General features: G+C 73.1%; 21 protein-coding genes and 2 tRNA genes. 12 read left to right on the forward strand and 11 right to left on the reverse strand.

The window, feature by feature from the left end:
• Together ACFRMQ_RS07350 and ACFRMQ_RS07355 are read right to left on the reverse strand one after the other, a co-directional pair.
• A partial coding sequence (locus ACFRMQ_RS07350; protein ID WP_380727925.1) for a low temperature requirement protein A occupies positions 1-594 on the reverse strand: 594 nt, incomplete at its 3' end.
• A 488-nt stretch (positions 595-1082) separates the two neighbouring features.
• Positions 1083-2789: an ABC transporter family substrate-binding protein gene (locus ACFRMQ_RS07355; RefSeq protein ID WP_380727927.1), complete on the reverse strand. Its 1707-nt coding sequence runs from the start codon at positions 2787-2789 to the stop codon at positions 1083-1085.
• 330 nt (positions 2790-3119) lie between these two features.
• On the opposite strand from ACFRMQ_RS07355, the gene ACFRMQ_RS07360 reads away from it, so the two are divergent.
• The 5 genes from ACFRMQ_RS07360 (at position 3120) to ACFRMQ_RS07380 (ending at position 8065) form a co-directional block, all read left to right on the forward strand.
• Entirely contained in the window at positions 3120-4100 is a 981-nt protein-coding gene (locus tag ACFRMQ_RS07360; protein WP_380727929.1) for an ABC transporter permease, read from the forward strand.
• A 17-nt stretch (positions 4101-4117) separates the two neighbouring features.
• The gene (locus tag ACFRMQ_RS07365; RefSeq protein ID WP_380727931.1) at positions 4118-5095 is read left to right on the forward strand and encodes an ABC transporter permease; all 978 of its coding nucleotides are present in this window, start codon (positions 4118-4120) and stop codon (positions 5093-5095) included.
• Complete coding sequence (locus ACFRMQ_RS07370; protein ID WP_380727933.1) at positions 5092-7200, forward strand: dipeptide ABC transporter ATP-binding protein; 2109 nt, start codon at positions 5092-5094, stop codon at positions 7198-7200. Before ACFRMQ_RS07365 ends, ACFRMQ_RS07370 begins: the two co-directional genes overlap by 4 nt.
• A 65-nt stretch (positions 7201-7265) precedes the next feature.
• A tRNA-Lys gene (locus tag ACFRMQ_RS07375) sits at positions 7266-7339 on the forward strand.
• Between the two features lie 72 nt (positions 7340-7411).
• Positions 7412-8065: a GPP34 family phosphoprotein gene (locus ACFRMQ_RS07380; protein ID WP_380727935.1), complete on the forward strand. Its 654-nt coding sequence runs from the start codon at positions 7412-7414 to the stop codon at positions 8063-8065.
• Between the two features lie 30 nt (positions 8066-8095).
• On the opposite strand, the gene ACFRMQ_RS07385 is transcribed toward ACFRMQ_RS07380, so the two are convergent.
• Together ACFRMQ_RS07385 and ACFRMQ_RS07390 are read right to left on the reverse strand one after the other, a co-directional pair.
• Positions 8096-8980 (reverse strand): alpha/beta fold hydrolase, encoded by an 885-nt coding sequence (locus tag ACFRMQ_RS07385; protein ID WP_380727937.1) that lies wholly within the window; start codon positions 8978-8980, stop codon positions 8096-8098.
• A complete protein-coding gene (locus ACFRMQ_RS07390) occupies positions 8977-9243 on the reverse strand; it encodes a hypothetical protein (protein WP_380727939.1) in 267 nt (88 codons plus the stop codon). Before ACFRMQ_RS07390 ends, ACFRMQ_RS07385 begins: the two co-directional genes overlap by 4 nt.
• A 213-nt stretch (positions 9244-9456) precedes the next feature.
• On the opposite strand from ACFRMQ_RS07390, the gene ACFRMQ_RS07395 reads away from it, so the two are divergent.
• The 3 genes from ACFRMQ_RS07395 (at position 9457) to ACFRMQ_RS07405 (ending at position 13442) form a co-directional block, all read left to right on the forward strand.
• Positions 9457-9530 (forward strand) — tRNA-Lys (locus ACFRMQ_RS07395).
• A gap of 224 nt (positions 9531-9754) precedes the next feature.
• Entirely contained in the window at positions 9755-12166 is a 2412-nt protein-coding gene (locus tag ACFRMQ_RS07400; protein WP_380727941.1) for a transglycosylase domain-containing protein, read from the forward strand.
• Positions 12167-12392: 226 nt separating this feature from the next.
• A complete protein-coding gene (locus ACFRMQ_RS07405; RefSeq protein WP_380727943.1) occupies positions 12393-13442 on the forward strand; it encodes a DMT family transporter in 1050 nt (349 codons plus the stop codon).
• 42 nt (positions 13443-13484) lie between these two features.
• Here ACFRMQ_RS07405 and lepB read toward each other — a convergent pair whose 3' ends face one another.
• Together lepB and ACFRMQ_RS07415 are read right to left on the reverse strand one after the other, a co-directional pair.
• Positions 13485-14291, reverse strand: a complete 807-nt coding sequence (gene lepB / locus ACFRMQ_RS07410) for a signal peptidase I (protein ID WP_380727945.1) — start codon at positions 14289-14291, stop codon at positions 13485-13487.
• Between the two features lie 331 nt (positions 14292-14622).
• Positions 14623-14958, reverse strand: coding sequence for a chorismate mutase (locus ACFRMQ_RS07415; RefSeq protein WP_380727947.1), 336 nt, complete (start codon positions 14956-14958; stop codon positions 14623-14625).
• A 313-nt stretch (positions 14959-15271) separates the two neighbouring features.
• Here ACFRMQ_RS07415 and ACFRMQ_RS07420 point away from each other — a divergent pair, with 313 nt between their 5' ends.
• Both ACFRMQ_RS07420 and ACFRMQ_RS07425 read left to right on the forward strand, forming a co-directional pair.
• A complete protein-coding gene (locus ACFRMQ_RS07420; RefSeq protein ID WP_380727949.1) occupies positions 15272-15697 on the forward strand; it encodes an OsmC family protein in 426 nt (141 codons plus the stop codon).
• A 410-nt stretch (positions 15698-16107) separates the two neighbouring features.
• On the forward strand, positions 16108-18321 hold the full coding sequence (locus ACFRMQ_RS07425) for a putative bifunctional diguanylate cyclase/phosphodiesterase (RefSeq protein WP_380727951.1): 2214 nt from the start codon (positions 16108-16110) through the stop codon (positions 18319-18321).
• A 467-nt stretch (positions 18322-18788) separates the two neighbouring features.
• Here the strand turns inward: ACFRMQ_RS07425 and ACFRMQ_RS07430 are convergent, their stop codons facing one another.
• On the reverse strand, positions 18789-19880 hold the full coding sequence (locus ACFRMQ_RS07430) for an LLM class flavin-dependent oxidoreductase (RefSeq protein ID WP_380727953.1): 1092 nt from the start codon (positions 19878-19880) through the stop codon (positions 18789-18791).
• Between the two features lie 706 nt (positions 19881-20586).
• Here ACFRMQ_RS07430 and ACFRMQ_RS07435 point away from each other — a divergent pair.
• Positions 20587-21174 carry a DedA family protein gene (locus tag ACFRMQ_RS07435; protein ID WP_380727979.1) on the forward strand — a complete coding sequence of 196 codons (588 nt, stop codon included), beginning with the start codon at positions 20587-20589 and terminating at the stop codon, positions 21172-21174.
• A 408-nt stretch (positions 21175-21582) separates the two neighbouring features.
• A complete protein-coding gene (locus tag ACFRMQ_RS07440) occupies positions 21583-22860 on the forward strand; it encodes a hypothetical protein (RefSeq protein ID WP_380727955.1) in 1278 nt (425 codons plus the stop codon).
• Positions 22861-22985: 125 nt separating this feature from the next.
• Here the strand turns inward: ACFRMQ_RS07440 and ACFRMQ_RS07445 are convergent, their stop codons facing one another.
• The 4 genes from ACFRMQ_RS07445 to ACFRMQ_RS07460 form a co-directional block, all read right to left on the reverse strand.
• A complete protein-coding gene (locus ACFRMQ_RS07445; RefSeq protein ID WP_380727957.1) occupies positions 22986-23891 on the reverse strand; it encodes an alpha/beta fold hydrolase in 906 nt (301 codons plus the stop codon).
• Positions 23888-25006 carry a branched-chain amino acid ABC transporter permease gene (locus ACFRMQ_RS07450; RefSeq protein WP_380727981.1) on the reverse strand — a complete coding sequence of 373 codons (1119 nt, stop codon included), beginning with the start codon at positions 25004-25006 and terminating at the stop codon, positions 23888-23890. The genes ACFRMQ_RS07445 and ACFRMQ_RS07450 overlap by 4 nt, the downstream gene beginning before the upstream one ends.
• A gap of 209 nt (positions 25007-25215) precedes the next feature.
• Positions 25216-26082 (reverse strand): branched-chain amino acid ABC transporter permease, encoded by an 867-nt coding sequence (locus ACFRMQ_RS07455; protein ID WP_380727959.1) that lies wholly within the window; start codon positions 26080-26082, stop codon positions 25216-25218.
• The gene (locus tag ACFRMQ_RS07460) at positions 26082-26840 is read right to left on the reverse strand and encodes an ABC transporter ATP-binding protein (RefSeq protein ID WP_380727961.1); all 759 of its coding nucleotides are present in this window, start codon (positions 26838-26840) and stop codon (positions 26082-26084) included. The genes ACFRMQ_RS07455 and ACFRMQ_RS07460 overlap by 1 nt, the downstream gene beginning before the upstream one ends.
• Positions 26841-26892 lie beyond the last annotated feature (52 nt).

Below are 26892 nucleotides of genomic sequence, written 5' to 3' on the forward strand. Positions count from 1 at the left end.
CAGCTCGCACAGCACCCCGATCGGGATGGCGTACGGCCGGACGCCGTGCGGGAGGAGCAGCGTCACCACCCAGCCGACCTGGCAGAGCGTGATCCCCGCCGCGTAGCCCAGCGCGACCTTGCGCGCCACGCCCTGCTCGCCGGCGGCGGCGCGCAGCCACTGGGTGACCATCGCCAGGCGCATCACCACGTACCCGGCGATCGACAGCGTCAGGTCCTGGGTGGCGAACAGCCGCGGCACCCCGGCGGCGAGGATCAGCACTCCGGCGATCTGCACCAGTGTGGTGAGACGGTACGGCACGTCGTCGACGTCGTACGCGGAGGCGAACCAGGTGAAGTTCATCCACGCCCACCAGATGGCGAAGAAGGCGAGGGTGTAGCCGACCCCTCCGGCTCCGTAGTGCCCGGCCGCGAGGGAGCGGGCCAGTTCTCGCCCGGCCTGGCCGACCGCGACCACGAAGCAGAGGTCGAAGAAGAGTTCCAGCGGGGTGGACACCCGGTGCGGCTCGTGGCGGTCGCGCGGGACCATCCGGCGCACCGGGGGCGGGTCGACGGGGTGTCTGCGGGGTGCCGCGGCGGCGGGGTCACTGGCCATCGGTGCTGCTCCGGGGGGTCGGGTAGGAGGACCGTCCCGCGCATCCTGGCAGCGCTCCGCGCCCGGCACACCCACCGGCGCGACGGATGTGCGCGCACCGGCACGGTGTTGTGCACGCTCGGGCGCGGAGCGGGAACCCCGCACGCCCCCGGGCGCGATGACCCCTTATGTCCCCTTTTTCCCTTGCCGTCAGCCGCAGTTGACGCTCCGGTGCGCGAACCGGGTGACAGCGCGGCGGGTTTCCGGGCACGCCCCGCGCGCTGCCTCGCGCACGGCCGGAGCGCCGCTAGATTCTTCCCCGGTTGGAAGAGCGCGGGCCCTGCCGGGCCCCACGACACGGGTGGCGTGCGGGCAACGCGGAAGGTCAAGGCGGGTGGCGGGACAGCGGGGGCGGCGGAGCCGTTCCTCCCCTGTCCCCGCCACCCGCCTCGTGATCACCGCGCTGCTCGCCAGCGCCTGCCGGGCGGCCCGTCCGACCCCGGCGGCGGCTACTTCTCCCAGCCGACCTTGCTGTAGTCCTCCGTGGCCAGACCGAAGGCCCCGTAGTTGGCCAGCCCCTTGCGGGTCGCCACCACGGCGGGCCGCTGGTAGAGCTCGACGGTGTGGCCGAGCTCCCAGATCTTCGCGTCCGCCTGGTTGTAGAGCTTCACGGCCTCCGCCGGGTCGACCGTCCCGGCCGCCTTCTTCAGCAGGGCGTCGATCTCCGGGGTGCCCAGCCGCGAGGGGTTGCTGAAGGTGTTGTCCCCCACCGGCAGGCGGAAGTTGGCCAGGCCCTTGGAGTTCGGGAACGAGTCGGTGTTGCGCCAGCTCGCGATGTCGAACTTGCCCGGGGTGACGTACTTGGCGAAGTAGTCGTTGGCGGCCACCTTGTCCAGGCTGACCTTGACCCCGACCTGCTGCCACATCGCCGCCGCCGCGGTGGCGAGGTCGAGCTGGGCCTGCGCGGTGCCGTCGCTGAGCACCCAGTGCAGCTCCAGCGGCTTGCCGCCCTTGGTGCGCGGCCCGCCACCGCCGGCCTCCGCCCAGCCGGCCTCGTCCAGCAGCTTCTTGGCCGCGGGCGGGTCGAACTTCACCCACTCCCCGGAGTTGTCCTGGTAGCCGGCCTGGTTGGGCATGATGATGTGGTTGCCGAGCGGTTTGAACTCCACCGGCACCCCGTTGTTGGCGATCTTGATCAGTGCCGAGCGGTCGAGTGCCTTGCCGAGCGCCTGGCGGACCTTCCGGTCCGCCAGCGCCCCGGTGCCGCCGAAGGAGATGTGCACCTCGTCCCACGGGCTCGCGGACCGGATCACGGTGTCCTTGGCGTTCTTGAGCTGCCCGTACGCGGCGGCGGTGCCGGCCGCGGCGAGGTCGATCTCGTTGTTGAGGTACGCCTGGATGCTCGCGGCCTTGTCCATCACCCGGAAGGTGATCCGGTCGAGCTTGGCCCGGGTGCCCCACCAGGCCGGGTCCGGCACGAAGGTGAGGGTCTGCGCGGTCTTGTCCGCCGCTCCGATCTTCAGCGGACCCGAGGTGATCGGGACCTTCTCCACCCAGCCCTTGTTGAAGTCGTCCGGGGTGGCGATGCCCGCCGCCGGGACCAGCGGGCGGAACAGGTTCTGCCAGTCCGCGTACGGCTCCGAGAAGGTGACCTTGACCTCGCTCGGGTCGGCGCCCTGCTCGACCGAGGAGATCAGCTCGTAGCCGGACGGGTCGTAGATATTGTACGCCGGGTCCTTGCCGTTGCTCGCCTGCCAGTCGGCCTTGAAGTCCAGGTAGCTCAGCGGCTTGCCGTCCGACCAGGTGGCCTTGGGGTTCAGCCGGTACGTGATCACCTGCGGCGAGACCGAGGTGACCGCGGCCTCCACCAGGTAGTCCGGATCCGGCCGGAAGGCACCGGACGCGTCGGTGCGGAAGAGCGTGGGCTCCAGGGCGCGGATGAGGTTCACCGTGTCGGTGTACGTGCCGCCGTCCACCTGGAGCGGGTTCCACTGGGTGATCCACTGGTCCAGCTGGAAGCGCGCCTCCCCGCCGTCCTTGATCTGGTCCAGCGGCTTGGAGTTGATGTCCTGGGAGTCCTGTCTCGGCGGCTCGCTCCTGGCCACGTCGCCGCCCGAGCCACCCCCGCCCGAGGTGCACGCGGCGACCGTGAGCACGACGGCGGCGGCGAGGGCGGCCGCCCGGCCGAGACGGCGGGCCGTGGTGGAAGCGTCCATGAGGGTCCCCCTGGGATCGATGACGGCGGTCGGGGCGCGCGAGGTGTGACGGGTCTTGATCGTGGGCAGCCAATTCGGCACCGGGCGAGCAGAAGGTAACAGTCGATCAGATCCGCCACCAGGGGGAGGTCCGCACACCTGATCCAGACGTCACGAGCGGCAACACCGCCGCAACACCCCCTCAGCGCGCCGGTGCTTCACTCTGACCTGCGGATTGCCAACTCCCCTGCCACTCAAGCCACCTGACGCCCCGACCGGGGCCCGTACCGAAGGCCACTCGATGCCCACCAGACGCGTCGGCCCCACCCGCACCGCCGCGGGCGGCCGTTGATGCTCCGCTACCTGGCGAAACGGCTGCTCTACTACGCGGTGCTGCTGGTCGCCGCCGTCTTCCTGGCGTACGCGATCTCCGCGACCGCCCTCCAGCCGCGCACCTACTTCGAGGCCAAGGTCCCCCGGCCGTCCGCCGTTTCGGTGGAGCGCCAGCTCACCGCGCTCAACCTGAACGACCGCACCCCGGTGGTCGAACGCTTCGGCCACTGGGCCGGCGGGCTGCTCCACGGCGACCTCGGCCGGACCATCCACGACACCCCGGTCACCGAGGACTTCGGCCGCCGGGTATGGGTCTCGCTGCGGCTGCTGCTGATCGGCAGCCTGCTGGGCATGGCGCTCGGCGTCGCCGCCGGGGCGTGGAGCGCGGTGCGCCAGTACCGGATCTCCGACCGGCTGCTCACCGTGCTGTCCTTCGTGCTGCTCTCCACCCCGGTCTTCCTGGTCGCGCTGTTCCTCAAGAACGGCGCGATCGCCGCCAAGGACGCGGCCGGCCACGAGGTCGTCCCGTTCACCGGCTACGAGACCCCCGGACTCACCGGCGGCCTCGGCACCCACCTCGCCGACTGGGCACTGCACCTGCTGCTGCCGACCATCTCGCTGGCCCTCGGCGGCCTCGCCACCTACAGCCGCTACCAGCGCGGCACCATGCTCGACGTGCTCGGCTCCGACTACCTGCGCACCGCCGAGGCCAAGGGCCTCACCCGCCGCCGGGCGCTGCTGAAGCACGGGCTGCGGACCGCCGTGATCCCGATGTCGACGATGTTCGCCTACAGCTTCCTGGGCATCTTCACCGGCGCGATCTTCACCGAGACGATCTTCGGCTGGCACGGCACGGGCGAGTGGCTGATCCAGTCGATCAACGAACAGGACGTCAACTCGGTGGTGGCGATCAACCTGTTCACCGCCGCCGTGGTCCTCGCCTCCGGCTTCCTCGCCGACACCCTGCACGCCGCCCTCGACCCGCGCGTGCGGTCCTGACCGACGGAAGAGCCGAGATGACCACCGTCACCACCGGATCCACCGCCCCCGACTCCGCGGCCCCCGGGCCCGACGCCCCCGCGCGGCCGCCCCGGGCGACCGGCCGCGGCCGGCTCGTCCTCGCCCGGCTGCTCGCCGCCCGCGGCGCCGTGATCGGGGCCGTCCTGGTGCTGCTGCTGTTCGCGCTCGCCTTCGGCGGGCCGTACCTGACGCGCTGGGACTACACCACCCCCGACTTCTCCGCACTGCACCGCCCCCCGTCCGCCGAGCACCTGTTCGGCACCAACGGGGTCGGCCAGGACGTCTTCGCCCAGACCGTCCGCGGCCTGCAGAAGTCGCTGGTCATCGGCCTGCTGGTGGCCCTGTTCTCCACCCTGCTGGCCTCCGTGGTCGGCGCCTGCGCCGGCTACTTCGGCGGCTGGGCCGACCGGGCGCTGATGTTCCTGGTCGACCTGCTCCTGGTCTTCCCCTCCTTCCTGATCATCACCATCGTCTCGGCCCGGCTGAAGAGCGCCGGCTGGATCGCCTTCGTCCTGCTGCTCGCGCTCTTCAACTGGATGATCACCGCCCGGGTGGTCCGCTCGATGACCATCTCGCTGCGCGAGCGCGAATTCGTCCGCGCCGCACGGTTCATGGGCGTGCGGCCGCTGCGGATCATCAGCCGGCACATCCTGCCGAACGTCGCCTCCTTCCTCATCATCGACGCCACCATCGCGGTCGGCGGCGCCGTGATGAGCGAGACCGCGCTCTCCTACTTCGGCTTCGGGGTCAAGCCGCCGGACGTCTCGCTCGGCACCCTGCTCGCCGCCGGGACCGGCGAGGCCCCGGTGTTCCCCTGGCTGTTCTACTTCGCCGCCGCGCTGCTGGTGCTGTTCGTCCTCGCCGTCAACCTGATCGGGGACGGGCTGCGCGACGCCCTCGACCCCACCTCCGGGGCCACGCCCCGCCGTTCCCGCCGTTCCCGCCGTTCCGCCGCCCGGAAGAAGCGCCCGTGACCACCACCGTCGAAACCCCGCTGCTCGCCGTCCGCGGCCTCCGGGTGGACTTCGCCGGGCCCGACGGCCCGGTCCCCGCCGTCCGCGGGGTGGACCTCACCCTGCGGCGCGGCGAGACCCTCGGCATCGTCGGCGAGTCCGGCTCCGGGAAGTCCGTCACCGCGCTGTCCGTGCTCGGGCTGCTGCCCCGCACCGCGCGCGTCAGCGGCTCGGTGCGCCTGGACGGGCGGGAACTGGTCGGACTGCCGGGCCGGGAGCTGGCCTCGGTCCGCGGGCGCCGGATCGCCATGGTCTTCCAGGACCCGCTCTCCGCCTTCACCCCGGTCTACCGGATCGGCGACCAGATCGCCGAGGCGGTCCGCGTCCACCAGCGGATGGACAAGGCCGCCGCCCGCCGCCGGGCCGCCGAACTCCTCGACCTGGTCGGCATCCCGGCGCCCGACCGGGCCCTGGACAGCTTCCCGCACGAGTTCTCCGGCGGCATGCGCCAACGCGCCATGATCGCCATGGCCGTCGCCAACCAGCCCGACATCCTGCTCGCCGACGAGCCCACCACCGCGCTCGACGTCACCATCCAGGCCCAGGTCCTGGACGTGCTGCGCACCGCCCAGCGGGAGACCGGCGCGGCGCTCGTCCTGGTCAGCCACGACCTCGGGGTGATCGCCGGCACCGCCGACCGGGTCGCGGTGATGTACGCCGGACGGGTGGTCGAGACGGCCGGGGTGGACGAACTGTTCGCGGCCCCGCGCCACCCCTACTCGCTCGGGCTGATCGGCGCGCTGCCCCGGCTGGACGGGCGCGGCGGTCCGCTCGTACCGATCCCCGGCAGCCCCGCCCCGATGGCCGAACTGCCGCCCGGCTGCCCCTTCGCGGCGCGCTGCCCGCTGGTGGAGGAGCGCTGCACGGTGGCCGAGCCCGAGTTGGACGGGACGGGTCCGGACGGGGCGGGGGCCCTGACGGAACCCGGGGCCGGCGTCCATCTGGCGGCGTGCGTGCGGTCCGCGGAACTCGCCGAGCGACGGCCCGCGCCCGCCGAGGTCTACCCCGTCCCCACCCTGCCCGATGTGGCCGCCGGCCCCGGCGACCGCTCCGCCCGGACACCGGTGCTGTCGGTGCGCGGCCTGGGAAAAACGTTCCCTCTCCTCCAGGGCACGGTGTTCAAGCGCAAGGTCGGCGAGGTGTACGCGGTGGACGGCGTCGACCTGGACCTGAGGGAGGGCGAGACCCTCGGCCTGGTCGGGGAGTCCGGCTCCGGCAAGTCCACCACGCTGTTCGAACTGCTGAACCTCGGCACCCCCGAGACCGGCCGGATCGAGCTGCTCGGCCGCGACACCGCCGCACTCACCCGGGCCGAGGCCCAGCGGCTCCGCGCCCAGGTGCAGATCGTCTTCCAGGACCCGATGGCCAGCCTCGACCCCCGGATGCCGATCGGCGACATCGTCGCCGAGCCGCTGCTCGCCCAGCGCGCCCCGCGCGAGGAGACCGCCCGCCGGGTGCCCGAGCTGCTCCGCCAGGTCGGCCTCGACCCGGAGCACGCCGCCCGCTACCCGCACCAGTTCTCCGGCGGCCAGCGCCAGCGCGTCTCGATCGCCCGGGCGCTCGCCGTCCGGCCCAGGCTGCTGGTCCTGGACGAACCGGTCTCCGCGCTGGACGTCTCCATCCAGGCCGGGGTGCTCAACCTGCTCCAGTCGCTCAAGGCCGAACTGGGCCTGTCCTACCTGTTCGTCTCGCACGACCTCTCGGTGATCCGGCACCTCGCCGACCGGGTCAGCGTGATGTACCTCGGCCGCACGGTCGAACAGGGCGAGGTCTCCGCCGTCTTCGACCGCCCCCGCCACCCGTACACCCGCGCCCTGCTCTCCGCCGTCCCGCTCCCCGACCCCGCCGCCGAGCGCGCCCGTGACCGCGTCCTGCTGGCCGGCGACCCACCGGCGCCCACCGAGCGCCGCACCGGCTGCGTCTTCCGCACCCGCTGCCCGCGCTACACCGCCCTCCCGGACCCGGCGGACCGGATCCGCTGCGAGCGGGAACGGCCCGCCCTCACCGACGACGCCCCGGGGACGGACCACCAAGCGGCCTGCCACCACCCTGCGGCGGTCACGTGAGGTCATCGCTCGAACACGATTCGGCGGAACCGGTCGAGGCCGTGTAAAGTCTCCGACGTCAGCAAGCGCCGCTAGCTCAGTTGGTTAGAGCAGCTGACTCTTAATCAGCGGGTCCGGGGTTCGAGTCCCTGGCGGCGCACATGGCAAGGTCTCAGGCCGTCCACTCCGGTGGACGGCCTGAGGCGTTTTCCGGCGGGGAAGACTGCTCCACGTGACCTCTCCCGACACCCGCCCGCTCCCCGAGGAACTGCTGCTGCTCTGCGCCGAGCCGGTCCGCGGCCGCCTGCGCGTCCCCGCCATCCCGCTGCCCACCGCGATCGCCGGCGCGGTCCTCGCCGAACTCCGGCTCCGGGGCGCGATCACCCTCGACGGCCGCCGGATCACCGCCTTCCAGCCGCTCGGCGACCACGACGAGCTCGCCGCCGGGGTACTCGCCGAGCTGGAGCGCTTGGGCAAGAAGCGGCACCGGGCCACCGTCGACCACGCGCTCGGCAAGGTGCCGCACCACCGGGCCCACCGGCACTACCTGGACCGGCTGACCGAGCAGGGGGCGCTCACCGTCCGGACCCACCGCTTCCTCGGGCTTCCCTACCGCCGCTGGACCGCCGTACGGCCGGACGCCGGGGCACTGATCGCCGGACGGGTGGCGGCGACGCTGGCCCGGACCGGCACCGACGGCCCGGCCACCCCCGCGGAGGAACGGGACCGGCAGCTGGCCGGACTGATCGGGGCCGCCCGGCTGGAGAACCGGCTCTACCGGGGCGCGCCGACCCGGCACGCCGTGCGGCGGCTGGCCCGGAGCCTGCCGATCGCCCACGCCGTGAAACGGGCCGTGGCGGCGCGCGGGTCGGCCGCGAGCGGGTGACGGGTCGCCGCGGACCGGCCCGGCGGCGGCTCAGCGGGTGTCGAGCACGGCCGAGGCCACCGCGTCCGGACGGTCGAACATCACCAGGTGCCCGGCCGGCGCGGTGGTGCGGAAGTCGGCTCCGAGCAACGACGCCAGCTCCCGCTGCCGGGCCAGCCACTCCTCGGTGCGGCTGGTCCGGCAGCCGTCGTCGGCGGCCAGCACGGTGACCGGCAGGTCCTCGGCCAGCGGCCGGGTGCGCCGCAGCTCGTCCAGCTCGGCGGCCGTGTCGAGGTAGCGGCCGTTCTCCCGCAGCAGGGCGCGCAGGGCCCGGCCGGTGCGGTAGCAGTGCCGGACCAGCGGCGCCGGGGCGAGGTCCTCGCGGCAGACGGTGGACAGCCGGGCCGTGGTCCGTCGGACGGTCGGGCCGAGCAGGTAGGGCACGGCGAGGGCGGTGGCGAGGCCGGCCGCCGCCCGGGCCGCCAGGTCGCGGGCGGCGGGCGCCGGGTACGGCCGGGCGCGCGGTTCCACGCTGCCGTCCACCAGCACCAGCCCGGCGGTCCGCTCGGGGTGCAGCCGGGCGAAGGCCTCGACGTGGAAGCCCGCCAGCGAGTGGCCGACCACCGTGCAGGGTTCGCGCAGCCCGAGGCCGTCCAGCACCGCCCGTATTCGACCGGCCTCACCGGCCGCCGTCGGCGCGGGCCGGCCGGTGGCGGGCTCGGCGGCGCTCAGCCCGTAGCCGGGCCGGTCGAAGCGGACCACGGTGCGGTAGGGAGTGAGGAAGGGGACGACCAGGTCCCAGTCGAACCAGCTGCTGCCGAGGCCGCCGGAGAGCAGGCAGACCGGGCCGCTGCCCTCGGCGCGGACGTGCAGCGGGACGCCGTCGATCCGCAGGAAGCGCGCCGACGGGCCGGACACCGCTCCGGGCGCGGTCATACGGGCCTCCCTTCGGGGAGCGTCCCGGGCCGCCCGGCCCGCCCGGTCCGCTCGGCTTCCCCCGCTTCCCCGTCCGGCGTGTCCGGATCGGCGGAGCGGGCGACGCCCAGGGCCAGCAGGCCGAGCCAGAGCGCCACCAGCAGCACCTGGAGCCGCTGCCCGGCCCCGAGCGCCCAGGTGCCGTGACCGGCCTGGAAGGCGGCGATCGAGGCGAGGCTCCAGCCGGTGGCGAGCAGTTCGGCGCCCAGCAGCAGGGCCGCCACCGCCGTCCGCGCGGTACGGCGTCCCGGCCTGCCGGGTCCGGTTCGGGGGCGTCCTGGCCGTCGGAGGTGTCCTGGCTGGGGGCTGGGCACCGTTCCACCCTAACCAGCGGCGAACTCCTACCCAACCGGAAGGAAAGGGACGGATCGGACGGTGCCGGTCCGGGGCGGTTCGAGGCACCCCTCGGAACCGTGTATTGTTTTCCAGGTCAGCAGGCGCCGCTAGCTCAGTTGGTTAGAGCAGCTGACTCTTAATCAGCGGGTCCGGGGTTCGAGTCCCTGGCGGCGCACAGACAGTTGGGGAGCCTCTCGCAACAGCGAGGGGCTCCCCGATTTTTTGCCCTCCGGCGTCCGTTTTGCGTGTGATGTCGGTCTCGATCGGCGATCCGCCGGAGTCATCCGGCCCGTTCTGCTCGTCCAGGGCAGTAAAACCGGAATCGGGACAAAGGTCCCCAACCGCCGATGTCCCCGTCCGTGCAGGCCGCTTGGATGCGCCCGCAGGAAAGGCCGCGCCTTGTCCAGAAACGCTCAGAGCGGCCGTCGCACGCCGTCGATCAGTCTCCGGCCGGTCAAGCGGCTCAAGCGCTCCACCGGGCCGGCCGGCGGGTCCGGCGGGTCCGGCGGGTCCGGCGGCAAGAAGCCGCGCCGCCCGAAGCGCACCGGCTGGCGCCGGCTGATACCCACCTGGCGGATGACCCTGCTCGGGTTCGGCTCGGCGCTGCTGCTCGGCATCGGGCTGTTCGCGCTGGGGATCGCCCTGGTGAAGGTGCCGGACGCGCACGCCGCCGCGACCGCCCAGAGCAACACCTGGCTCTACTCGGACGGCTCGATCATCACCCGCACCGGCCAGACCAACCGGCAGAACGTCACCCTCGACAAGGTCTCCCCCGCGGCCCAGCACGCCTCGCTGGCCGCCGAGGACCGCAACTTCTACAACGAGGGCGCGGTCAACGTCCAGGGCCTGGCCCGGGCCGCGATCAACACCGCCAAGGGGCAGGGCACCCAGGGCGGCTCCACCATCACCCAGCAGTACGTGAAGAACACGTACCTGAACCAGAAGCAGTCGATCACCCGCAAGGTGAAGGAACTGTTCATCGCCATCAAGGTGGACGCCACCGAGAGCAAGGACGAGATCCTCTCCGGCTACCTGAACACCTCCTACTACGGCCGCGGCGCCTACGGCATCCAGGCCGCCGCCCAGGCGTACTTCGGCGTCGACGCGTCCGCCCTCGACCCCGCCCAGGGCGCCTACCTGGCCACCCTGCTGAACGCCCCGAGCGCCTACGACGTGGCCACCGCCACCGCGGCGGGCAAGCAGAACGCCGTCAACCGCTGGAACTACGTGCTCGACGGCATGGTCAAGGAGGGCTGGCTCTCCGCCGAGGAGCGTGCCAAGACCACCTTCCCGGACGTCCGGGACCCGCAGCCCAACCCGGGCCTGTCCGGCCAGGCCGGCTACCTGGTCGACGCGGCCACCCAGTACCTCACCTCCAGCGGCGTGATCAACGAGACCGAGCTGGCCAAGGGCGGCTACACGATCAAGCTGAGCATCGACCCGGCCCGCCAGCAGGCGCTCCAGGACTCCGTCCAGGCCCAGCTGCACGACAACCTGAACCCGGACAAGCGCAAGCGGGACGCGGTCGCCCAGGCCGGCGCCGCCTCCGTCGACCCGAAGACCGGCGCGGTCGTCGCCCTGTACGGCGGCACCGACTACGTGAAGCACTACGTCGACAACGCCACCCGGCGCGACTACCAGGCCGGCTCGACCTTCAAGGCGATCGCCCTGGCCGCCGCCTTCGAGAACAACGCCAAGACCCAGGACGGTCGCACCGTCACACCGAACACGGTCTACGACGGCACCAGCGGCCGGAAGGTCCGCGGCGGCAAGGGCACCCCGTACGCGCCGCCGAACGAGGGCGACAAGAGCTACGGCCAGATCACCCTCCAGCAGGCCACCGACTGGTCGGTCAACTCGGCGTTCGCGCAGCTCGCGCAGGACACCGGGCTCCAGAAGGTCAAGGACACCGGCGTCGCGCTGGGCCTGCCCGGCAGCACCCCGGGCCTGGACCCGGTCCCGTCCATCCCGCTGGGCGCGGCCACCCCGAGCGTGCTGGACATGGCGGGCGTGTACGCCACGCTGGACAACGGCGGCAAGCAGATCACCCCGTGGCTGGTGCAGTCGGTGGACCGCGAGGGCGAGAACGTCGCGCTGCCCGCGCACAAGACCACCCAGGCGATCAGCGCGGACACCGCCGACCAGGTCACCTCGATGCTCCAGGGCGTGGTGAGCGACCCGGGCGGCACCGGCTGGCGGGCGAAGGCACTGGGCCGTCCGGCCGCGGGCAAGACCGGTACCACCGACGACCAGAAGTCGGTCTGGTTCGTGGGCTACACCCCCGAGCTGGTCACCTCGGTCGCCCTGTTCGGCCAGGACCCGGCCACCGGCGCCCAGGTCAGCCTGAGCGGCGTCGGCGGCATCGACGGCGCGGCCGGCGGCCAGTTCCCGGCCCAGATCTGGACCAGCTACATGAAGGCCGCGCTCAAGGGCCAGCCGGTGAGCGACTTCGCGACCCCGGCCGGCGGCAGCTCCTCGGGCCCCGCCGACCTGCCGACCGCCCCGAGCACGCCGAGCGGCACCCCGTCGACGAGCGCCCCCACCAGCGCTCCGAGCACCGGCCCGACCACGGCGCCGAGCGACGGCTCGAACACCCCGTCGGGCGGCACCGACGGCGGCGCGACCACCGCGCCGACGGTTCCGGAGACCACCCAGCCGAGCCCCCAGCCCACCCGGCCGACCCGGCCCACCTCGCGGCCGACGTCGACCCCTCAGCCGACCAAGGACCCGACCTCGCAGCCGACCGGCCAGCCCACCGGCGGCTCGGACACGCTCGCGGGGACGGGTGCCTCGGCGGGGAGCCGGGGGTAGGGCTCGGCCGTCCGGGATCAGGGCCCCGATTCCCGAGGAACCCCCGGGGATCGGGGCCCTCTGGGATCGGGGCCCTCTGGGATCGGGGCCTTCGGGGGCGGGTCCGCTTCCGGGATCGGCTCTGCTTCCGGATCGGGTGAGTGCGCCACTTCGCACAGTCGCCGGCAGGACCGAATGACGGAATGGCGCCTTACCCGATCATCTGCATGACTGCCACAATGCGGCCGTGCACAGATCAACGACCTCGCCCACCCTCCCTCCGGGCAGAACCCTCGGCCTCGGCCTCGCGCTGGTCTCCGCCTTCGCCTTCGGCGGCTCCGGCACCGCGGCCAAGCCGCTGATCGAGGCCGGCCTCTCCCCGCTGCACGTGGTGTGGCTCCGGGTCACCGGGGCGGCGGTGGCCCTCCTCCCGGTCGCCTACCGGCACCGCGACGCCCTGCGGCGCCGCCCCGGCCTGCTGATCGGCTTCGGCCTGCTCGCCGTGGCCGGTGTCCAGGCCTGCTACTTCGCCGCGATCTCCCGGATACCGGTCGGCGTCGCGCTGCTCATCGAGTACCTCGGGCCACCGCTGCTGATCGGCTACGTCAAGTTCGTCCAGCGCAAGCCGATCACCCGCGGCGCGGCCATCGGCGCGGGCGTCGCGGTGACCGGGCTGGCCTGCGTGGTCGAGATCTGGAACGGTCTGGGCTTCGACGCGCTGGGCGTGGTGTTCGCCCTCGGCGCGGCCTGCTGCCAGGTCGGCTACTTCGTGCTCGCCGACGCCGGCCGGCGCGGCGACCGCCCGGTCGACCCGCTGGCCGTCAGCGCGTTCGGACTGCTGATCGGCGCCGCACTGCTCACCGTCGTCACCCGGCCGTGGCAGGCCGACTGGGGCAAGCTCGGCGGGTCGGTGGTGATGAACGGGCACACCCTGCCCGCACTCCTCCCGGCCGCCTGGATGGTCCTGATCGCCACCGTGCTCGCCTACCTGACCGGCGTGATCTCGGTCGGCTACCTCTCACCGCCGGTCGCCGGGGTGGTCGCCAACCTGGAGGCGGTGGTCGCCACCGTGACGGCCTGGGTGCTGCTCGGCGAGCACCTCGGGCTGCCGCAGATCGCGGGCGGTCTGCTGGTACTGGCCGGCGCCTTCGCGGCGCAGACCGGCAAGCCCGCGGAGGCGGGGGCCGGGGCGGAAACGGAGGCTCCGGCGGAGGCCGGGGCCGGGGCTGGGACCGGGGCCGGGGCCGGGGCCGGGGCGAACGCGGGACGTGCCGACGCCGGCGAGACCGGGGGTTGAGGCACCGACGGCCCGGGGATCAGCGGCCTGGGGGCCGTGGGGTCAGCGGCCGGCCCAGCCGAACCAGTCGAAGTGGTTGAGCGGCCACACGACGGCCGACACCGGGCCGACCACGTTGTCCACCGGCACCGCGCCGCCACCCGGGCCGTGCTGGTGGTAGCGGGAGTCCGCCGAGTCGCTGCGGTGGTCGCCCTCGACCCAGACGTAGCCCGAGGGCACCTTCACCGGCCCGAAGTCCAGCCCGGCGCAGGAGTCGTCCCCGGGGTGCAGGTACGGCTCGTCGACCTTCCGCCCGTCGACGGTCAGCGTGCTGCCCTCGCACCGCACCGTCTGGCCACCGGTCGCGATGACCCGCTTGACCAGGTAGTTGTCGTCCTTGGGCGGCACCAGGCCGACGAAGCTGAGCGCCGAGCTCACCGCGTTGGTGAACGGGTTCGGGTCGGTGGGCTGCGGCGGCAGCCAACCCCCCGGGTCCTTGAACACCACCGGCTGCCCCGGCTCCGGCTCCCAGCCGGTCAGCGGCGCCAGCTTGTTCACCCCGACCCGGTCGCCGATCCGCAGGGTGTTCTCCATCGAGCCGGACGGGATGGTGAACACCTGGAACAGACAGGTCTTGATCAGCAGCGCGACCACCAGGCCGACCGCCGCCATGACCGGCAGCTCGATCCACCACGGCCGGGGACGCCGAGCGGAGCGCCCGGCCTTGCGGCCGCGCGAACCGCGCGCCCGACGGCGGGCTTCGGCGCGGCCGCCGGACACCTCGGGGCCGTCCGCGGCGCCCGGGGCGGCGTGCTGGTCGGCGGAAGCCCTGGGGGCTCCGCTGGGCGTTTCGGGCAGGTTCACCGCCATCGTCGCTGCTCCACCTCTCCGGCTGGGGAAACTCGCACGCTACGCCACCTGTGGAGCGTGACGAAATCGGGCATTTAGCCGCCGCCGACGCGGGCAGGCACTCCCGGACCGTGCCCGGGCCACTTCGGCGCCCGTCCGGAGCCGCTGCCGGAACGCGTCCGGCCGCTTCCGAGCCGTCGCCCGGCTCTGCGGAGTGGGCCTCGGGTGTGAGCTCTCAGGTGCGGGGGCTCGGGTACGGACCTCAGTGCGGGCGTCCGATGCGGGCATCCGGTGCGGGCATCGGGTGCGGGCATCGGGTGCGGGCATCGGGTGCGGGCATCGGGTGCGAGCGTCAGGCGCGGGCGATCGCCTCGTGGTGGCGGATCACCTCGGCGATGATGAAGTTCAGGAACTTCTCCGCGAAGACCGGGTCCAGCTTCGCCCCCGCCGCCAGCTCCCGCAGCCGCTTGATCTGGTCCCGCTCGCGCGCCGGGTCGGCCGGCGGCAGCTTGTGCTCGGCCTTGAGCCGGCCCACCCGCTGGGTCGCCTTGAAGCGCTCGGCCAGCATGTGCACTACCGCGGCGTCGATGTTGTCGATGCTCTGGCGCAGGCTGGTCAGCTCGGCCCGTACCGCGTCGTCGATCTCCTCGGTCAGGCCGTTCTCGGGGGTCGTGGGCTGGTCCGTCATCGGGGCGGCTCCCGGTGTCTGGGTGGGCGCTCGACCGTACGACGGCCGGGCTCGGGCCCGGGCAAATCTAACAGGGCACCCGCTCCGACCTCGCACGGTAGGAGGGAAGGGCCCAGTATCCGGACATCGGGCCGGGTCGGACTCGGCGCCCTCGTGCGGCGGCACGGTCGAGCGGTGGCGCGGTCGGTGAGGTCGCGGTGGAGTGGTGTTGGTGGTGTGACGCACCGGGCCGGGGCCGGGTCTGCCCGTAGGCTGGGCCCCGCATGACCGGAAGTGACCGCTCGAACACTCCCTCAGCACTGGAGGAACGATCGTGGCAACGACCCGCACCGCAAGCACCGCCTGGGAGGGTGGTCTCCTCGACGGAAAGGGGCTGGTGACCTTCGCATCCTCCGGGATCGGCGAGTACCCCGTCTCCTGGCCGTCCCGAGCCGAGCAGGCCAACGGCAAGACCAGCCCGGAGGAACTCATCGCCGGCGCCCACTCCGCGTGCTTCTCGATGGCCCTCTCGCACGGCCTGACCGGCGCCGGCACCCCGCCCACCAAGCTGGAGACCCGGGCCGACGTCACCTTCCAGCCGGGCGAGGGCATCACCGGCATCCACCTGACCGTCACCGGTGACGTACCGGGCCTGGACGAGGCCGGTTTCGTCAAGGCCGCCGAGGACGCCAAGGCCAACTGCCCGGTCAGCCAGGCCCTGACCGGCACCACCATCACCCTCACCGCCAAGCTCGCCTGAGCCGGCACTTCTCCCCTTTCTCCGCCGCTCCATCCGATGCCCGCCCCTCGGCTCCCCGGCCCGCTCCGCCAGGCTTCCGGCGCGCGACCGGCGCCCAGGGGCGTGGCTTCGGCGCACGCGCCCCTGGCGCACATCATGTGATGTGCACCGGGGGCGTCCGCACGTATCGCCACTCATGATCACAAAGCGGGCGAATCACCCTGGCGGCGGTCACCGCGCGTTGCCGCCGCCGCCTATGATCGGCCGCAGCGCCCTGTCCCTCAGGCGGGTCCCGCGCTCCGGCGCCCCAACGGCGGGCGGCCCCGCGGCGGACCGACTCCGAGGACCGCGGCAGAGTGCGGAGCCGGCCACCGGGTCCCGACCGGCCGGCCGGACCATCGTCAAGCGTCAGCAGCGGACGGGAGCAAGCCGTGCCGGGCCAGAACGAGGGGGCCGACGCACACCACCCGGGCGTGCGGCACGAGGCGTCGCCACGCCACCGCCACCTCGCCGCACCGGTCCTGGAGCCGGCCGCCGGACCTTCCGACAAGCCTTCCGCCGCTCCTGCCGGCGGCCCCTCCGACGGCCCCGCCCTCAGCGCCTGCGGGACCCTGACCGAGCCCGGGTCGCTGTTCTGCCCCGCCTGCTCGGCCTCGCTCACCGGCGGCACCTACCGGGGACGTCCCGACGGCTCCGACATCGCCGACGGCCTCACCCGATCCGACGGCCTCACCGGATCCGACGGCCTCACCGGATCCGACGGCCTCGGAGTCCTCGGCGACCTCGCTGACCTCGGCGACCGGGAGGACGGGGACCGGGAGCACGGCGACAGCGACCGGTCGCTGGCCTCGCTGCGAGCCAGCGAGTCCCGGTTCCGGGCCGCCTTCCGCTACGCCGTCATCGGCATGGCCCTGATCGATCCCGAGGACCGGATCATCGAGGTCAACCCCGCCTTCGCCACCCTGATCGGACGGGGCGCCGGAGAACTGGTCCGCACCCGCCTCTACGAGATCATCGACCCGGACGGCATGCCGGACCGGCTCTTCACCGAACTCGTGAACGGCGAGCGGGAACGGTTCCGCGTGGAGAAGCAGCTCAGGCACCGCGAGGGCCACACCGTCTGGAGCAAGGTCACCGTCTCGCTGATCCGGGACGGCGACGGGTATCCCCTCTACACCCTCGCACTGGTGGAGGACATCACCGAGCAGCGCCGGCTGGGCGACCGGCTGGAGTACCAGGCCCTGCACGACCCGCTGACCCGGCTGCCCAACCGGGCCTACTTCTTCGACCGGCTCGACGCCGCCTGCCTCGCGCCGACCGGCGAACCGGCCCCGGGCGAGCCACCGGTCGGGCCGTCGGCCGGATCGCCGGACGAACGCCGGGTGGGGGTCTGCTACCTGGACCTCGACGGCTTCGCGACGATCAACGAGGCACTCGGCCACCACATCGGCGACCAGCTGCTGATCGCCGTCGCCACCCGGCTGCGGTGCGGGTTCGACGGGCACGACACCCATCTGGTGGCCCGGATGGGCGGCGACGAGTTCGCCGTCCTGGTCACCGACAGCCTGGGCAGCGAGCAGCTGACCGAGCTGGCCGGCCGCATCCTGGAGGCGCTGGAACGCCCCTTCGACATCGCCGGGCACCGGCTGGTGATCACCGCCAGCGTGGGCGTCGTCGAGCGGTCCGTCCACGAGACCACCCCGACCGACCTGGTCAAGGACGCCGACGCCACCCTCTACTGGTCCAAGGCCGACGGCCGCGCCCGCTGGACCCTCCACGACCCGGACCGCGGCGCCCACCAGCTCACCCGGCAGCTGCTCGCCACCGCGCTGCGCCCGGCCCTGGAGCGCGGCGAGTTCACCATCGAGTACCAGCCGCTGGTCGGCCTGGCCGACGGCGCCGTGCACGGCGCGGAAGCACTGGTCCGCTGGCGCCACCCCCGCTACGGGACGCTCTCCCCGGACCGGTTCATCCCGCTCGCCGAGGAGACCGGCGCGATCGTGCAGCTCGGCACCTGGGTGCTGGAGGAGTCCTGCCGCCAGGCCCGGCAGTGGCTCAGCGAGTTCCCCGAGACCGAGACCTTCGTGAGCGTCAACCTGGCCGCCCGCCAGATCTGGGACTCCGACATCGTCGCCGACGTCGCCCGGGCCCTCGAACGCACCGGCCTGCCGGCCCGGCTCCTCCAGCTGGAGATCACCGAGAGCGCCCTGCTCGGCCCCGGAGGCCGCCCCCTCCAAGCGCTCCAGGCACTCGCGGACATGGGCGTGCGGATCGCGATCGACGACTTCGGCACCGGCTACTCCAACCTCGCCTACCTCTCCCGGCTCCCCGTCCACGTGCTCAAGCTCGACGGCACCTTCATCGAGGGCTTCCGCGAGCCCTCCCCGGCGGACCGCCCCGGCCGCCCCGAGCTCGGCTCCCGTCGCAGCGACGCGGACGAACAGATCGTCGGCGCCATGGTGCAACTCGCCCACACCCTCGGCCTGACCGTCACCGCCGAGGGCATCGAGAACGCCGCCCAGGCCGAACGCCTACGGCTGACCGGCTGCGACACCGCCCAGGGCTGGTACTTCGCCCGCCCCGGCGAAGCCGCGCTGGTGGCCGCCATACTCCGCAACGGGCGCCCCGCCCTCGACGGCCGCTAGCCGGTAGCCGCCGGGAGGCGGGGGCGAGGCGGGTGCGGACCAGGAGGCGGGAAGGCGGGCAAGGGGTTGGCCCTCGCCGCCGAGGCATCGCCAGCGCTTCCCTGGCCGGACGCCCGCGGCTGACCGGCTGCGACACCGCCCAGGGCCGACACTTCACCCCACCCGGCGAAGCCACGCTGGTGGCACCATCGCACCACCGCACGGCCGCACCACCGCACGGCCGCACGGCCGCACGGCCGCCACGAGAACGTTCCAGGGGCGGGGATGCCGGGCGCGGGGGAGACCGGAGTTTCAGGCCTCGGAGCACGGATGGACCGGGCCCAGGACTCGACCTGCGGCTCGGGGTGGCGCGGCACCCGCTGCCCCCCGTCCCGCCGGCCGTCCGCCGTGGCGGCCGTCCGCCGTGGCGGGCGGCCGGTCGGGGCCTGGCCCGGCCTGGCCCGGCCGCTGCCGTCAGGCCACTGTCATCAGGCCGTTGCCGTCAGGCCGTACGCCTCGGCGATCAGGCCGTAGGAGCGGAGGCGGGCCTCGTGGCCGTGGATGTGCGAGGTGACCATCAGCTCGTCCACACCGGTCCGCTTGCGCAGGGCCTCCAGGCCGTCGGCGACCCGGCCCGGGTCGCCGAGTACGACGTTGTCGAGCCAGCTGTCGATGAAGTCGGCCTCGACCGGGCTGTACGGGTACTGCTCTGCCTCTTCCGGGGTGGGGATCGGGCCGGGGTTGCCGCGCCGCAGGCGGAGCATGCCGAGGGCCGCGGAGCGGGCGAGGCGCCGGGCCGAGGGTTCGTCGGCGGCGGCGACCGCGCTCACGCCGATCAGCGAGTACGGCTCGGCGAGCACGGCGGAGGGGCGGAAGGACGACCGGTAGAGGTCCAGCGCCGGGAGGGTGTTGGCGCTGCTGAAGTGGTGGGCGAAGGCGAACGGGAGGCCGAGGCGGCCCGCCAACTGGGCGCTGAAGCCGGAGGAGCCGAGCAGCCAGACGGGCGGGCGGCCCTCGCCCTTGGGGACGGCGGTCAACCGGGCGTACGGGTGGCCGTCCGGGAAGTCGCCGTCGAGGAAGTGGGTCAGCTCGGCGAGCTGCTGCGGGAACTCCTCCCCGCCTTCGGTGAGGCCTCGGCGCAGTGCCCGGGCGGTGGCCTGGTCGGTGCCGGGGGCGCGGCCGAGTCCGAGGTCGATCCGTCCGGGGTGCAGGGCTTCGAGCAGGCCGAACTGCTCCGCGATGGCCAGCGGGGCGTGGTTGGGGAGCATGACGCCGCCGGAGCCGAGCCGCAGCGTCGTGGTGTTGGCCCCGAGGTGGGCGAGCAGGACGGCGGGGGTCGAGCTGGCCACCCCGGGCATGCCGTGATGCTCGGCGACCCAGAAGCGGTGGTAGCCCCACTGCTCGGCACGGCGGGCCAGCTCGGTGGTGGCGGTGAGGGCTTCGGCGGGTGTGTAGCCGACGCCGACGGTGGCCAGGTCGAGGATCGAGAGCGGTGCGGGTGCCGTTCCGCAGGCCGTGCCCCGGATCGCCGCGGTGGCCGACGGCCCGGTCCGGTGCTCCTGCTGGTCCTCGGTGGTCATGCCGTTCGTCCTCCTGGCTGTTCTTGAGCCGGCCTTCGTGGGTGACCGTGTGGGCTCGGGTGGCCCTGCCGGTCCGCCGGCGCCGACCGGGGTCAACCACGGCCGGGGGCTCGCTGTTCCCGGGCCCGGGTTCCACGCCGGGTTTCGCGCCGGCTTCCGCCCGGGGTTCCGCCCCGTCACGGTCCGGGTCGGTTTCGGCCATTTCGTACGGCGGCCCGACCGGCCGACCGGCTGACGGAGAGCCAGCGGGCGAACACGGTTGGCGACTTCCCGCCAGCGCCGGAAGTCGCCAGCGCCGGGTCTCGCGCCAGGGGGCCGGAGTCCGGCAGTCTGGGGACCAGGAGCGGGCCACCGAACGGGATCCGCCCTCCACCAGCAAGATCGTCGGGCTGGACCAGCACCGACGATCGCTGCGAGCCCTCGGCGCGGTACCCCGCCCCGGGGGCTCGTTCCGTGTGCGGCCGCTCTCCGCCGCGCGGCCCGCCCGGCCGACCCACTGCCCGGGCCACCCCGACCGATCGCCGCGGCCGGATCACGGGCCCGGCTCGCAAGGCCGGCACAGCCTCGGTGCGCGGCCGGAATCCGCGTCCGTGATCCCCGGCATACCGGGGTGCTTCAGGACATGAAAAGTCGAGGCGCTAGCGTTGACCCCAGCAGCCACCTGCTCCCTCGGGCGGCGTGGAGGGAGTAAAGGGCCTTGAACTTCGTGGCGGCGATCGGATCCTCGTGGATCTGCGCGCTGGCGCTCTTCGCCGTGCTCGGAGACGCCCTCCTCCCCTTCATCCCCAGCGGGACGCTGGTCATTCTGGCCGTGCTCAAGACCGCCCAGATCAACGGCGCCCCCGTGATGCTCGCGCTGGGCGTGGCGGTGGCCTCCTTCCTCGGCGATCTCCTGCTGCTCAACCTCGCCCGGCGCGGCGCCCCGGTGCTGCACCGGCGGCTCGCCCGGCGGCCGAAACTGGCGGCCAGCGTGACCCGGGTCCAAGAGGCCCTGATCGAACGCCCCCACGGCGCGGCGGCCGCGATCGTGGTGATCGCGCGGTTCGTCCCGGCCGGACGGACCGTCCTCGACCTGGCCATCGGCCACTCCCCCGCCCATCCGCACCGGTTCCTGCACTGGTCGGCACTGGCGGCGCTGGTCTGGGCCACCTACATCGTGACGCTGGGCTGGCTGAACAGCCACTGGTTCGACACCGCCTGGCTGAGCCTCGTGGTCTCCTGCGCGGCGGCCACCGCCATCAGCACCGCGATCGCGCGGGTCGTGCGCCGCACCCGGCGGCTCGCCGCACTCTGACGGCCCGCCCGGCGACCGGCGCCGCGCCGCTCCGCCCTGGCCGGCGCCCTCCGACGACGCCCCTCGGCAGGGTGCGCGCCGCCCGCCCCCGCAAGGGGCAAAAGTTTTCCCAAAAAGGCGGCCAACCGGGCCTGACACCGACGAACCCGGGCAGGGAGCGAACCGGCCGGCGGTAGCGTAACGACCCGGGCCGCGCGGGGCGGGAAGCGTCACAGGACGGCAACAGTCGGCGAATTCTCGCAGCCCAGCCGGACGCGCCCGACGTGTTGATATCCGTCAACGCTCGGCGACCTTGGTGACTGTCGCGGCGACATGACATGCTAACGGCGGAATACTCATCAATTGCCCGATTTGACCGGTGCGACCGCGCGTCGCCCTCACCACCGGCGTCGGCACCCAGGGGAGACCATGACCAGCATCTCGCGCAGGACGGTTCTCAGTGCGACCGCTGCGACCGCGGCCCTCGGCGCGGTCACGGCCTGCTCCAGCGGCGGATCCGGCTCGGGTCAGAACTCCACCCCTCCCGCTTCCGGCGGCGCGAGCACCACCCAGAGCGGCACCGCCGACCCCACCCAGGCGGTGGTGCCCAAGGGCACCCCGATCGGCGACGGCTCCAACGCGGACACCGGCCCCCAGCCGAACCAGCCCAAGCCCGAGAAGCTCAAGCCGGGCGAGCAGCCGCCGCAGTTCGTGGTCTTCTCCTGGGACGGCGCGGGCGGCACCGAGGACGGCCAGTTCCCCCGCTTCCTGAAGCTTGCGGAGCAGTACAAGGCCACCATGACCTTCTTCCTCTCGGGCATCTACGCGCTGCCCAAGGGCAAGGCCGACCTGTACCACCCGCCGAAGCACTCGGTCGGCGCCTCCGACATCCCGTACCTGTCGGACGGCGCGGTGAAGAGCACGCTCAAGCTCGTCAGCCAGGCCTGGCTGGCCGGGCACGAGATCGGCACCCACTTCAACGGGCACTTCTGCTCCAGCCGTCCGGACAAGAACGGGGTCAACATGTGGACCCCCGAGGACTGGCAGAGCGAGATCGACCAGGCCATCGGCTTCGTCACCCAGTGGCGGACCAACACCGGCTTCACGGACGTCGACCCGCTCCCCTTCGACTACAAGAAGGAACTCATCGGCGGCCGCACCCCCTGCCTGGAGGGCCAGAAGGCGCTGCTGCCGACCATCGCCAATCTGGGCTGGAAGTACGACGCCAGTTCCTCGGGCGGCCTTCAGATATGGCCGCAGAAGGTGCAGGACGGCAAGGTCTGGGACTTCCCGCTGCAGTCCATCCCGTTCCCCGGGCACAGCTTCCAGGTCCTGTCGATGGACTACAACATCCTGGCCAACCAGTCCAAGGGCAGCACCAAGGGCGACCCGGCCAAGTACGACGAGTGGCGCACCCAGGCCGCGAACTCCTACCTGGCGGGCTTCGAGCGCGCGTACAGCAGCAACCGCGCGCCGTTCTTCGTCGGCAACCACTTCGAGCAGTGGAACGGCGGCATCTACATGGACGCCGTCGAGGAGACCCTCAAGGCCGTCGCGGGCAAGCCCGACGTCCGGCTGGTGTCCTTCAAGCAGCTGGTCGAGTGGCTGGAGGTGCAGGACCAGTCCACCCTGCGCAAGCTGCGCTCGCTCAACGTCGGCCAGGCGCCGGCGGGCGGCTGGCAGAGCTTCCTCGGCACGGCGGGCTGACGCCCCGGAGGGCGTCGGAACCGCGGACGTCGGAACCTCGGACGGCAGCGACCGGGACGGCCGGCCTGAGGGCCGGGGAGCGGGGAACCGGCTTCGGCCGGCGGGGCGCCCCGCCGGCCGGTCGGTTAGCCGGCGGTGAGGGCGTCCGCGAGCAGGCTGCGGACGATGCGCTCCGCCCCGGACCCACCCCAGATGATCGAGTAGTGGTTGGTGCCCGGCACCGGCGCGGCGGGCACCCGCTCCCGGTCCAGCCCGGCCAGCCCGAGGCGCTCGTGACTGTAGAGGCCCTGCGGCTCGTCGAGCAGGCCGCGCTCGGCCCAGAGCAGCTCGGCCGGGCAGGGCAGCCGGTGCACGGCGGCGGCCGCTTCCGGGTCGAGCAGGACCTGGCCACCGTCGGTCTGCACGGCCTCCAGCACGCAGGAGGAGCGCAGTTCGGGCTCCGCGCCGACGAGGTCGCGCTGGGTGTAGGCGTCGATGCCCTCGGTCCACTCGTCGGCGAAGGCGGGGTGCCCGCGCCAGAACTCCCGGTAGGCATCCCGGCCCGGGAAGGTCATGGACAGCCGGGCCAGCGCGGGGCCGAGCACCGCGCCCAGGGCGTCCTCCTCGCGGACGCCCTCCGGCAGCGGGAAGGTCACCGCCCCGTCGACCAGCAGGACACGACGGACCAGGCCGGGGTGCCGGACGGCGGCGAGCGCGGTGACCCAGGCCCCCATCGAGTGGCCGACCACGGTGACGGGCCCCGAGCCGAGCGCCCCGATCAGCGCGGCCACGTCGTCGGCGTGCCGGGCCAGGCCGTACGGTCCGGCGACCGAGCGGCTGGCGCCGCGGCCCCGAAGGTCGGGTGCGAGCAGGGTGGCCCGTCCGCCGAGCCGGCGGGCGACCTCGTACCAGGCGAGGCCGTTGGCGGTGATGCCGTGCACCGCCACGATCGTGGGGGCCTCCGGGTCCTCGGCGGGCCAGCGCAGGACCGCCAGGTCCCCGCCGGGCACGGGAACGGTCAACTCCTCGGGCTTCAGCGGCGACTGGCTCACGCGGGGGTACCTCCGGTGGGGTGGGCGGTTCCGAGGCCGGACGGCGCCGGGGTGGATCGGGCGGATCGGATGCGGGCGGGGAGTCTGGCCAGGCCACCGGGCAACAGGTAGACCACGGCCACGAACAGGGCGCCGAGCAGGAACAGGGGCTGGGAGAGCGGCACGCGCAGCACACCTGGCAGGTCGGCGACGGTCGACGAGTTGGCGAGGTCGCCGAGCCGGTGGCCGGCCCAGGTGTACAGGACCCCGCCGAGCAGCGGCCCCCAGCGGGTGCCGGAGCCGCCAAGGACGACCATGACCAGGAGCGCGAGCGTGGCGTCCGAGGTGGCGGCCTGCGGGGTGGCACCACCGGTCAGCAGCAGGTAGACCACCCCGCCCAGCCCGGCGAGCCCGCCGGCCAGGACGAAGGCCACCAACTTGTATCCGTAGGGCCGCAGTCCGAGCACCTCGACCCGGCGCTCGTTCTCCTTGATGCCCTCCCAGACCCTGCCCATAGGCGACTTGACGGCCCAGTGGACCGCGGCGACCGTCAGCACCAGGTAACCGACGGCGATCCAGTAGAGGTTGGCGGTGTTCTCGATCCCGAGCAGGCCGGAGGGCAGCAGGTCGGCCGGGGCGGAGCGGCCTTCCTCGCCTCCGGTGACGCCACCGGGGTTGCGCTGCACGAGGATCGAGCCGGCCTGGGCGAAGGCGAGGGTGACCATGGAGAAGCCGATGCCGGTGACCCGCAGGCTGACCGAGCCGAGCAGCAGGGCCAGCAGTACGGAGCAGGCGACGCCGAACACCGCGGCGGCGGCGAAGGGAAGTCGCAGCTCCAGCATGCCGAGGTCGGTGGCGTACAGGCCGGTCGCGAAGTAGAGCGCGTGGCCGAAGGAGAGCAGTCCGGTACGGCCGAGCAGGAGGTCGTAGCCGGTGGCGAGGCCCCCGTAGAGCAGGCACAGGGCGAGCAGTTGGAGGCTGCCGGGGCTGCCGAGCGGGCCGTCGAGCAGTCCCGGGAGGGGAAGCGCACTGTATGGGGCGACAAGGAGCGTGATCAGCAGAGCGATCGGCCACCAGCGTAGCGCTCTGTGCACACCTGTCCAGCGATTAGTGACTGAATCACCTGTTCGAGGGATGGCGCCGGACTCGGCCTTGTGTTCACAATGGGTCTCGGCAAGGCCGGTGTCAGTCCCCCTTGCCACAGTGGCGGTGTCAGTGGAGCTGGTGTCAGTCCCCTCTGCTGGCATGGTGGTCACGGCGGGGCTGGTGCAAGTCCCCCCTGCCGGGACGGCGGCGCTGCGGTCGGCCTCGCGGCCACCGGTGCTCGTGATCGGTGTTTCGGCGCTCACGCGAGCCTCCCGGTGAGTCCACGGGGTCGGACCAGAAGCAGCACGGCGAGCAGGACGACGACCGAGAGGTCGCCGAGCCCGGCGCCGGTGTAGTAGTTGGCGAACTGCTGGACGAGGCCGACGCCCACCGAGGCGACGGCGGCGCCGGTCACGGAGCCCATGCCGCCCATCACCACGACGACGAAGGCGAAGATGAGCAGGCCGGTCCCCTGGCCGGGGTTGACCGAACCGAAGTAGAGGCCGCCGAGGGCTCCGCCGAGCGCGGCGGCGGCCCCGCCGAGGGCGAAGACGAGGGTGAAGGCCTTCCGGACGTCGATGCCGAGCGCCGTGACCATCGCACGGTCCTCGACACCGGCCCGGACGATCAGCCCGTAGCGGGTGCGGGCGAGGAACAACCGAAGAGCGAGCAACAGGAGCGCGGCGGCGGCCACCAGCACGAAGCGGTTGACCGGGACGGTCGCACCGAGCACGTGCCAGGTGCCGGACAGCAGGTCCGGCTGGGGGAAGGGGCGGGAGTCGGCGCCCCAGATCCCCATCAGCAGGGCGGGCACTGCGAGCCCGACCCCGACGGTGGCAAGGATCTGGTCGCGTGGGCGGCTGTACAGCGGCCGGATCAGGAAGAGCTCCAGCAGGACGGCGGCGACCGTCCCGACCAGGGTGCCGAACGGCACCGCGAGCCAGAAGGAGAGGCCGGCCTCGGCACCGGCCCACCAGGTGGCATAGGCGCCGATGGAGAGCAGGGCGCCGTGCGCGAAGTTGAGCACGTCCATCAGACCGAAGATCAACGACAGACCGGAGGCGACCAGGAAGTACAGCGCACCGAGACCGAGCCCGGTACAGGAAAGGAGGACGACGGTGTCCATCAGGGCTTCACCTCGGCGGTGACGACGGGGGCTGCCGGGGAGACGGCGGGCCGGGGCCCGCCGGCGAGCGGGTGACGGGAGCCGACGCCGAGCAGGCGGCGGGCGGCCTCCTCGTCGGCCAACAGCTCAGCGGTGTCTCCGCGGTGGGCGGTGCGGCCGTCGGCCAGGACGGCGCAGGTGCCGGCCAGCCGACGGACGAGGGCGAGGTTCTGCTCGACCAGCAGGACGGGCACGGCCTCGGCCGCACGCGCCAGCACCTCGGCCACCTCGGCGACGATCTTCGGGGCCAGGCCCTTGGTGGGCTCGTCGGCGATGATCAACCGGTTGCGGTTGAGCAGCGTCCGGCCGATCGCCACCATCTGCTGCTGACCACCGGACAGCGTTCCGGCCAACTGTCCGGCCCGCTGCTTGAGTTCGGGGAAGAGCTCGTGGATGAGCGCGTAGTTCGGCTCACCGGCCCCGCCCCCGCTTCCGGCGGCGCGCTCGGCGAGGCGGAGGTTCTCGGCGACTGTCAGGCCGGCGAAGATCCCTCGGTCCTCGGGCGCGTAGCCGATGCCATGACGAACGACCAGATGCGTGGGAAGGGAGGAGAGTTCGACTCCGGAGAGCCGGATGCTCCCGGTACGCGGCGCCAGGCCCATGACGGCCTTGACGGTGGTGGTCTTGCCGGCACCGTTACGGCCCAGGAGGGCGGTCACCCCGGCGGGGGCCACGTCGAAGTCGACGCCGTGCAGGATGTGCAGCCCGTCGATGACCACGCGCAGATCACGTACGGAGAGGAGAGGTTCCGTAGCGGACGGCTGAGCGCCG

Origin of the sequence: Kitasatospora sp. NPDC056783, from assembly GCF_042789895.1 — a bacterium.
Classification (GTDB): domain Bacteria; phylum Actinomycetota; class Actinomycetes; order Streptomycetales; family Streptomycetaceae; genus Kitasatospora.